The sequence below is a fragment of the Methanobrevibacter sp. genome, assembly GCF_045644645.1.
In the GTDB taxonomy this organism is placed as follows: Archaea; Methanobacteriota; Methanobacteria; order Methanobacteriales; family Methanobacteriaceae; genus Methanocatella.
In genome coordinates this window covers 1-1,846 of sequence record NZ_JAZRHE010000081.1, presented here as the reverse complement: position 1 = coordinate 1,846, position 1,846 = coordinate 1, and the positions used below count along the sequence as shown (strand labels likewise).

Sequence of the window (1,846 nt, the reverse complement as noted above, 5' to 3'; positions counted from 1 at the left end):
TTAAAGCAATAGTTGTGTGAATTTGTAAAATTGATTTCATTTATAAGCAAAATTACTTAAATGAGGGAGTATAATCTATTATTTAATTATGGATTTGTATATTGTCGAACGTATTCGACAATTGTATTAACTTTGAATATTTTGTAGATTGTATTCTACAAATATATGAAAACTATTATTCTTGTAGAATGTAATAGACAAAATTTATATATTTTGGAATACAAAAATTCAATACATAGTATTGTGGTGTGAAAAAAAATGATTAAAAGGGAGTTATACTTAAACCAAATCGAAAGGATGATAGATAAGGAACCTGTCAAAATCATAACTGGCGTTAGAAGAAGCGGCAAAACATACTTATTAAAAAGCATTCAGGAAGAGCTTGAAAAACGTGGAATAAAAAAGGAAAACATATTCCTAATTTCATTCGAGTCCATGAAATACAACAAGATAGAAAACTTCAAACAGCTAGATGAATGCATAATGAACCTGACTGAAAACACAAAAGGCAAAGTCTACCTGCTGTTTGATGAAATACAAAACGTAAAAAACTGGGAAAAAAGCATAACCGCATACAGAGTGGACCTTGACTGCGACATCTACATCACAGGATCCAACTCAGAACTACTGTCCGGTGAAATGGCAACACTCATATCCGGCAGATACTACCAGATAAACATTTACCCATTTTCATTCGCAGAATTCATACAATACAAAAAAGAAATAGAAAAAACAGACACAAGTGACTTGGAGGAACTGTTCAAAGAGTATGTGGAATATGGCGGAATGCCACCAATTCAACAGGTTGCAGCACAGGACAAATATTCCTACTTAAGTGACATCTACAATACAATACTTCTAAAAGACATAGTAACAAGACACAACATAAGAAACACAGACATGCTAAACCGCATACTCGACTATGTGATAATGAACCTTGGAAAAAACTTCTCAGCAGGAAACATCGCCAAATACATTAAACACGAAAGAAGAAAAATATCAAAAGACACAATACTTGACTATCTGCTATACTCCAAAAACGCATGCTTCATACACCAGGCACCAAGAGAAGACATAAAAGGAAAAAAAGTACTCAAGCACAATGAAAAATACTTCCTTGTTGACCATGGATTTTATCAGGCAAAATACGGAGAAATAGAAAACATTGGATCAATCCTTGAAAACATAGTCTACATAGAACTTCTCAGAAGAGGATATGACGTAAAAATAGGAATAATAAACGAAAAGGAAATCGATTTCGTCTGCACCAGAGACAAAGAAAAAATCTACATTCAGGTAACATACAAACTTGAAAACGATAACACAATAGAAAGGGAATTTTCAGGACTTGCAAAAATCAATGACAACTTCGACAAATATGTTTTAAGCATGGACAAAATGGATTTTTCAGGCAACGGATTAAAACACAGAAACATCATAGAATTTTTAATTTCAGATTATATCTAAATGTGTAATTCATTTGTATTGATGATATGTTTCCAACAAAACAAAGTTGATAAACTCAATAGTTACTTTTTTAATTTAATTTAATTGCATGCCCTAAATAATATTAACTGTAAGAGTTTTGAATATCAATTTTGCTTTTAAACACCCACTTCAAAGCATTTTAAAATAGCTTTTCAGTAGAACATGACAGTCATTAATATTATATGTTTGTGTTATGAAAAAATTTAATTAGAATAACATTTTAAAAAAAAGTAGTGTAGAAAGAGGAAAGTGATACAACTATCGCATGAGTTTTCATTAAACTCTCTCCTCAAAATAATTTTAATTAATTAATGATTTAATTTTTAAGTTATATATAATTAATAGCTAATTCATAAAA

Annotated in this window: 1 protein-coding gene; it reads left to right on the top strand. The window is 30.3% G+C overall.

The window, feature by feature from the left end; translation table 11 throughout:
* The first annotated feature begins 258 nt into the window (after positions 1-258).
* Entirely contained in the window at positions 259-1,467 is a 1,209-nt protein-coding gene (locus ACKI4K_RS04750) for an ATP-binding protein (protein ID WP_407422794.1), read from the top strand.
* Positions 1,468-1,846: the final 379 nt, after the last annotated feature.

Bases quoted from the DNA above. Each gene is read 5' to 3' on its own strand.
- ACKI4K_RS04750 (WP_407422794.1), top strand. From the start codon at position 259: ATGATTAAAAGGGAGTTATACTTAAACCAAATCGAAAGGATGATAGAT.